At 49.6% G+C, this 5,987-nt stretch carries 9 protein-coding genes; all 9 read left to right on the top strand.

The window, feature by feature from the left end; translation table 11 throughout:
• Positions 1 to 64: 64 nt before the first annotated feature.
• Positions 65 to 505 carry a 50S ribosomal protein L32e gene (gene rpl32e / locus FJZ26_03475; protein ID MBM3229466.1) on the top strand — a complete coding sequence of 147 codons (441 nt, stop codon included), beginning with the start codon at positions 65 to 67 and terminating at the stop codon, positions 503 to 505.
• Between the two features lie 56 nt (positions 506 to 561).
• Positions 562 to 1,026: a 50S ribosomal protein L19e gene (locus FJZ26_03470; GenBank protein MBM3229465.1), complete on the top strand. Its 465-nt coding sequence runs from the start codon at positions 562 to 564 to the stop codon at positions 1,024 to 1,026.
• 3 nt (positions 1,027 to 1,029) lie between these two features.
• Positions 1,030 to 1,608, top strand: coding sequence for a 50S ribosomal protein L18 (locus tag FJZ26_03465; protein ID MBM3229464.1), 579 nt, complete (start codon positions 1,030 to 1,032; stop codon positions 1,606 to 1,608).
• 44 nt (positions 1,609 to 1,652) lie between these two features.
• Complete coding sequence (locus FJZ26_03460) at positions 1,653 to 2,288, top strand: 30S ribosomal protein S5 (GenBank protein MBM3229463.1); 636 nt, start codon at positions 1,653 to 1,655, stop codon at positions 2,286 to 2,288.
• Positions 2,289 to 2,329: 41 nt separating this feature from the next.
• On the top strand, positions 2,330 to 2,788 hold the full coding sequence (locus FJZ26_03455) for a hypothetical protein (protein ID MBM3229462.1): 459 nt from the start codon (positions 2,330 to 2,332) through the stop codon (positions 2,786 to 2,788).
• A gap of 71 nt (positions 2,789 to 2,859) precedes the next feature.
• Positions 2,860 to 3,288, top strand: a complete 429-nt coding sequence (gene rpl15p, locus FJZ26_03450; GenBank protein MBM3229461.1) for a 50S ribosomal protein L15 — start codon at positions 2,860 to 2,862, stop codon at positions 3,286 to 3,288.
• A gap of 143 nt (positions 3,289 to 3,431) precedes the next feature.
• Positions 3,432 to 4,919: a preprotein translocase subunit SecY gene (gene secY, locus FJZ26_03445; protein ID MBM3229460.1), complete on the top strand. Its 1,488-nt coding sequence runs from the start codon at positions 3,432 to 3,434 to the stop codon at positions 4,917 to 4,919.
• A gap of 24 nt (positions 4,920 to 4,943) precedes the next feature.
• Complete coding sequence (locus FJZ26_03440; protein MBM3229459.1) at positions 4,944 to 5,492, top strand: adenylate kinase; 549 nt, start codon at positions 4,944 to 4,946, stop codon at positions 5,490 to 5,492.
• A 6-nt stretch (positions 5,493 to 5,498) separates the two neighbouring features.
• The coding region (locus FJZ26_03435; protein MBM3229458.1) for a DUF106 domain-containing protein at positions 5,499 to 5,987 on the top strand (489 nt) is incomplete at its 3' end.

Below are 5,987 nucleotides of genomic sequence, written 5' to 3'. Positions count from 1 at the left end.
CAAAAATCAGGAAAAGGGACTCGAGGGTTTTCCAAGACGGCCTTTACTTAGTGGAGTAGATATTATGGTTTCAAAAAGGAAGCACCCGACATTCAGGCGCACAAACTACGGCAGGAGCAGAAGGTCGCGCATTAAGGACAATTGGAGAAGGCCGCGGGGCATAGACAACAAGCAGCGTGAAAAGTACGCATATATGGGAAAGCTGCCCTCAATCGGCTATGGAAACCCGGCTGCCTTGAAAAACCTCCACCCATCCGGGATGAAAGAGGCGCGTGTATTCAATGCAGGCCAGCTTGCCGGGCTAAAGGACGTGGTTGTAAGGATTGCCGGGGGAGTTGGGGCAAAAAAGGCCGCTTTAATATTCCAGGAAGCAAAAAAGGCTGGGCTGAGAATATTGAACTACAAGGCGCCTGTGCCAAGGCCAAAAAAGGATGAGAAAAAGGCCCCCGAGGCAAAAAAGGAGATTAAAGGCGAGGCAAAGCAGCCGGTGCCATTGGCAAGATGAGACAAAAGCAAAAAGAAAGCAGGATTTTGGTGAATGATTCACAGTGAAAGCGCGGGATGATATTGATGGGAATGGAGACTGTAAAGCGCATGGCTTGCGACATACTTGGAGTTGGAATTTCAAAGATAAGGATACCTCCCGAGTCGGCAAAGAAAGTCGCAGAGGCGCTGACGCGCGACGACGTCAAGGGGCTGATTGAGCAGGGGGCCATTGGCTACATCGTTCCACGGGGCGTCAGCAGGGCAAAGGCAAGGAAAAAGCAGGCGCAAAAAAGGTCCGGTAGAAGAAGCGGCAAGGGAAGCCGCAAGGGCACAAAATATTCCAAAGTCTCAAAAAAGGAATCCTGGGTGGCGCAAGTCAGGGCCCAGCGGGGGCTTTTAAGAAGGCTGTCTGAAAAAGGCGAGGTTGCCCAGGAGGCATACAGGAAAGTTTACCTGATGATAAAGGGCAACGCATTCAAAAGCAAGGGAAACCTGCTCAATTACCTAAAGGAAAACGGCATGCTGAAAAAACAGGTGTAAAAAATGGCAAAGGCAACAGGACCAAATTACAACGTCCCTTTCAAAAGGAGAAGGAAGGGCATGACAAATTATGCAAAGAGGCTTGCACTAGTCAAATCAAGGCTGCCTCGCATGGTTGTAAGAAAGACAAACAGCGGAGTGCTTGTCCAGTTTGTGGGTTTTGAGACAAACGGCGACAAGGTTCTTGCAAACTGCCATTCAAGCTCGCTTGAAAAGTTTGGCTGGAAGCCGCACTGCAACTGCCCTACAGGCTACCTAAGCGGGCTTGCCTGCGCCAGGCTTGCGGCAAAAAAAGGCGTAACCGGTTTTGTGCTTGACATTGGAATGCAGACTCCGACAAAAGGCTCGGTAGTTTTCAGCGCGCTTCAAGGCGCAATTGACGCAGGGCTCAAGACAAAGTTTGATTCCGGCATTGTCGACATGGCAAGAATAAGCGGGCAGCATGTTGCAGCGCATGCAAAGGCGCTTAAACAAAAGGGCAACTACGACAAGGTTTATTCCGGATACGCAAAGGCCGGCATAGACGCGGAAAAGCTTCCCGAGCTATTCCAGGCTGCAAAAAGCAAGATAATGTCTTCCTGAAAATATAGGGTGGTTTGTTGAACAGATTCGATAGAAAGCCAAGAATGACTGTTGAAGAGCAGGCAGAGTGGTTCCCAAAGACTCTTGTTGGCAAGAAAGTCAAGAACAAGGAGATACTTGCCATTGAGGAGATATTTGAGACTGGAAAGCCCATACTTGAGTACCAGATTGTTGACACGCTTTTGCCCGGCCTTGAAAGCGAAACTTTGGAGGTTGGAATGACGCAGAGGATGACTGACTGCGGCAGGAAAAGCCAATACAGGGCAATTGTGCTTGTAGGCGACAAGGCGGGCCATGTCGGCATTGGAAGCGGAAAATCCGAAGAGGTCAAGCCTGCAATTGAGTCTGCCATTAAAAATGCGAAGCTGAACATAATGACTGTTCCCATGGGCTGCGGCTCCTGGGAGTGCGGCTGCAAGTCGCCCCACTCGCTTCCGATAAAGCTTGTTGGCAAAAACGGCTCTGTCGAAGTGACGCTCAAGCCTGCGCCAAAAGGCCTTGGCGTGGCTGCAAACAAGATTGTGAAAAAGGTGCTTACGATTGCCGGAGTCAGGGATGTCTGGTCATTTTCAAGGGGCAAAACTGCGAACATATACAACTCAAGCATGGCAGTCATTGATGCGCTTTCAAAACTTTCAAGCATGAAATACAGGGGCGACTGGAAGCAAAACGCTTCTTAGACGCGGGACACTGGCAATAAAGACAAAGGCAAAAGAGGTAAATGGAAATGGCAATGATTGGCATTATAAGGCTGCGGGGCATGTGGAGTAAAGCGCCAAAAGTGCGCCAGACCTTCGAGCACCTGAAGCTTCAAAGGCTCAACTGCTGCTCGGTATACTCAGATACGCCAAGCCTTCAAGGCATGCTAAGGCAGGTCAAAGACTATGCGACCTGGGGGGAAATTGACGCCAAGTCAATAGAAGCCCTGGTTTCAAGGCGCGCAATGATTGGCAACAGGAAGTTTTCGCAGGCGGGAAAAGAAGGCAAACTGGATGCTGCAAAAGTGGCGGCTGAAGTTTATGGCGGGAAAAAAAGGCTTGCAGATTTTGGCATAACGCCTTATTTCAGGCTCACGCCGCCAACAGGGGGGCACGGAAGAATTAAGCTTGCGTTTCCGGCAGGGGCCCTTGGCCCAAGGCCAGCTGCAGACTTTGCAGCGCTTTTGAAGAGCATGATATAGTATTTGGAGCAGTGGAATGAATTCAACAAAAATGTGCAGGCTTGAATGACACGATTATTTCAGGTGAAAATATGAGCAGACGCCACAAGAAAGCATCAAGGAAGTACTTGGGCACCAGAAACCACGGCAAGGGAAACGCCAAAAACAAGAGAGGCAAGGGAGGGAAAGGCGGCTGGGGCAGGGCTGGCATGCACAAGCACCGCTGGTCTTATATCACAAGATACGAGCCTGACTTTTTTGGAGTGCAGGGCTTTTCCAGGCCAGGCGCAGCAAGGCTCAAGGAGATAAACCTGTTTGAGATTAACAGGCTTGCAATGCAAAACAAGCTTGAAAAGGCAGATGGGAAGCTCAATTTCAAATTTGATGGAAAGGTGCTTGGGCAGGGGGCACTTGCATTCCCGGTTGTTGTCAGCGCTTTGCAGGCTTCTGCATCGGCAGTTGAGAAAATAAAGGCTGCAGGCGGGGAGTTTAAGCAAACCGGACAAGTGCAGAAGGCTTAAGCCTGCAAAGGTATAAAAGCAAGCCCGCGCAAGAAATGCAAAAAGCGGCAAATAGCAAACTGAAAAGTGCCCGGCATATTTCAAAAAGGCTTGCAGGTATGCCAAGCATAAAGTGTTTGTGGCGCTAAAAGAGGGTGTGCAATATGGGCTCAAGCTTGGATTTCCTAAAACCAATATTGCGTCTTTTGCCAGAAGTCAAGGCACCTACAACCCAGCCAAACATTTCACAGAGAATAATGTGGACAGTCATTGCACTTATCGCGTTTTTTGTAATGTACAATGTCATTGCAGTTGGCGTTGAAAGACCAAAAGGGCAGCTTGACTTTCTTGAGGTCGTCACTGCATCAAGATTGGGCTCTCTTCTTACAACAGGCATTGGCCCCATTGTCCTTGCCTCGATTTTCCTGCAGCTTTTCGTAGGCGCGAAAATAATCAAGCTAGACATGCAGGACCTTGAGCAGCGCTCCACTTTCCACGGGACGCAAAAGCTTCTTGCAATAATCCTGAGTGTTTTTGAGGCCGCAGTGTTTGTGATATCATCAAGGGTGACTCTGTCCCCAATATTCCCCTCGCTTGGGGAAGGCCTTATTGCAACCACCGTGAATGGAATTGCGGTAAGCTCTGTGCACGCGCCCTACACAGCGGCACTTGTGATTTTCCAGATTGCTTTTGCATCAATAATATTGATGTTTTTGGACGAGGTTGTATCCAAGTACGGACTTGGAAGCGGCATATCTCTTTTCATTGCCGCAGGAGTATCACTAGCAGTAGTCGGCGGCACTATTGACCTTTTTGTAGGGCAAAATGGAATAATGGCCATACTTTCACAAGGGGGAGCAGACGCGCTTCCAAATGCCCTGCTGCACTTAATGCCCCTGTTTTTCACCATTGCCGTCTTTGCAATTGTCGTTTATGCGGAGGGAATAAAAGTGGAGGTTCCGCTTGCCTTTGAGCACGCCCGCGGCCTGGGCGGCAGGTACCCGATAAAGTTCCTGTATGTTTCCAACATACCAGTCATTCTCGCCTCAGCGCTCATGCTCAACTTCCAGTTTTTTGCAGTGTGGCTGAATGGAAAGTCGCTGATGCTTTTTGGCCAGGACATTGTAAAGTACATTGCGGTTGTAGCCCCGGGAAACCAGATTGTTGACGGCTTGCTTTACCTGATTTCACCAATATACAGGCAGTCGGGCGGAGACTTCATGGCACACATGTCGCAGGTGTTCCTTTACCCAAGCCCCGTTTTTGGCATTCCTGGTTTTGTCCACGTCCTTGTCTATCTTGTGTTCCTTGTCTGCCTTTGCATGGTGTTTGGCTGGTTTTGGGTTGAGACAAGCGGCATGGGGCCCCGCGAGGTGGCGCAGAAGCTGCAAAATTCCGGCCTGCAGATACAGGGTTTCAGGCGCGACCCGCGCATTGTCGAAAAAGTGCTTGAAAAGTACATACCTGCAATTACCCTTCTTGGCTCTGCCTTTGTCGGCATTCTTTCCGGCATTGCGGACATAACAGGAGCGCTAGGCACGGGAACTGGGATACTGCTCACAGTGGGCATTTTCTACAAGCTTTATGAGGACCTTGAGAAAAAGCAGGCGTTTGACCTTTACCCAAACCTGACAAAACTCATTGGGGAGTAGACAGGGATACTAAGGTGAAATGAAATGATTATCGTGCTTGGGCTGCCAGGGGTTGGAAAATCAACAGTGCTTGAGGGGATTGCCCAGGCTGCAGGCTACAAGTCAGTCAACTACGGCACAATGATGCTTGAGATTGCAAAGCGGGATTTTGGCGTGGAGCACAGAGATAAGATTAGGGCCCTTGATGCGCAGGCCCAGGCAAAAATCCAGGCTGCTGTTGCCAAGGAGCTTGAGGGCATGAAAGGAAAAATAATTCTTGACACGCACTGCTCCATACAGACGCAGGGAGGTTACCTTCCCGGGCTTCCGTTTTCCCTTCTAGGAAAGCTCAGGGTGGAAAGACTTGTTTATGTAACTGCGCCAGCCGACCAGATAGCAAAGCGGCGCGAAAAAGACGCTGCATCCACAGGCAGGGTTCGGCCCGTAGAAAAAAGCGAGATTGAAGAGCACGAGGCAATGAACAAGGCATACCTTGCCGCTTATTCTGCTTTTTTGGGCGTCCCCGCACTTGTCATAGAAAATCTTGACGGGGGGCTTGAGGCTGCAAGAAAAAAACTTGCCGGCGTCCTTTGAATTAGAATGCTTTTAGGATGGAGTTGTTTTGAGATGTTATTTGACCCCTCGGTTTTTTACGTTGTGATTGCGGCCGTCGCGCTTGTCTATTCGGTCATAAGTTATATCCTCCAGCGAAAGATTGGGAACTACAAGCGCATCAAGGAGATACAGCAGCACTCAAAAGACCTTTCAGAGCAGATGAAGCAGGCAAACGCCTCGAAGGATGAAGCGAGGATGAAGGAAGTGCTTCAAAAACAATCTGCAATGATGCCAATGCTCAGCGAAATGATGATGCTCCAGCTCAAGCCCCTTGCATTCATTCTCATCATATTCCTTGCATTTGTCTTTGTTCTAGACTCGATTGACCCAAACAGGCAGCTGCACACGAAAATCCAGATGTTTGATGACGGGCTTGAGGCACACTGCGACAGCAAGGCCTCGGACGGCGCGTATTCGGCGTGCTACAGGCTTTCCGGAGAAAACTATGCAATGTGGCTCTATACCGTCGATATA

It is taken from the genome of Candidatus Parvarchaeota archaeon (assembly GCA_016866895.1).
GTDB lineage: Archaea > Micrarchaeota > Micrarchaeia > Anstonellales > VGKX01 > VGKX01.
Note: the sequence above shows the minus strand (reverse complement) of the source record. Positions and strands in the feature narration are given on the sequence as shown.

Bases quoted from the DNA above. Each gene is read 5' to 3' on its own strand.
- FJZ26_03470 (MBM3229465.1), top strand. From the start codon at position 562: ATGATATTGATGGGAATGGAGACTGTAAAGCGCATGGCTTGCGACATA.
- secY (MBM3229460.1), top strand. From the start codon at position 3,432: ATGGGCTCAAGCTTGGATTTCCTAAAACCAATATTGCGTCTTTTGCCA.
- rpl32e (MBM3229466.1), top strand. From the start codon at position 65: ATGGTTTCAAAAAGGAAGCACCCGACATTCAGGCGCACAAACTACGGC.
- FJZ26_03440 (MBM3229459.1), top strand. From the start codon at position 4,944: ATGATTATCGTGCTTGGGCTGCCAGGGGTTGGAAAATCAACAGTGCTT.
- FJZ26_03465 (MBM3229464.1), top strand. From the start codon at position 1,030: ATGGCAAAGGCAACAGGACCAAATTACAACGTCCCTTTCAAAAGGAGA.
- rpl15p (MBM3229461.1), top strand. From the start codon at position 2,860: ATGAGCAGACGCCACAAGAAAGCATCAAGGAAGTACTTGGGCACCAGA.
- FJZ26_03455 (MBM3229462.1), top strand. From the start codon at position 2,330: ATGGAAATGGCAATGATTGGCATTATAAGGCTGCGGGGCATGTGGAGT.
- FJZ26_03460 (MBM3229463.1), top strand. From the start codon at position 1,653: ATGACTGTTGAAGAGCAGGCAGAGTGGTTCCCAAAGACTCTTGTTGGC.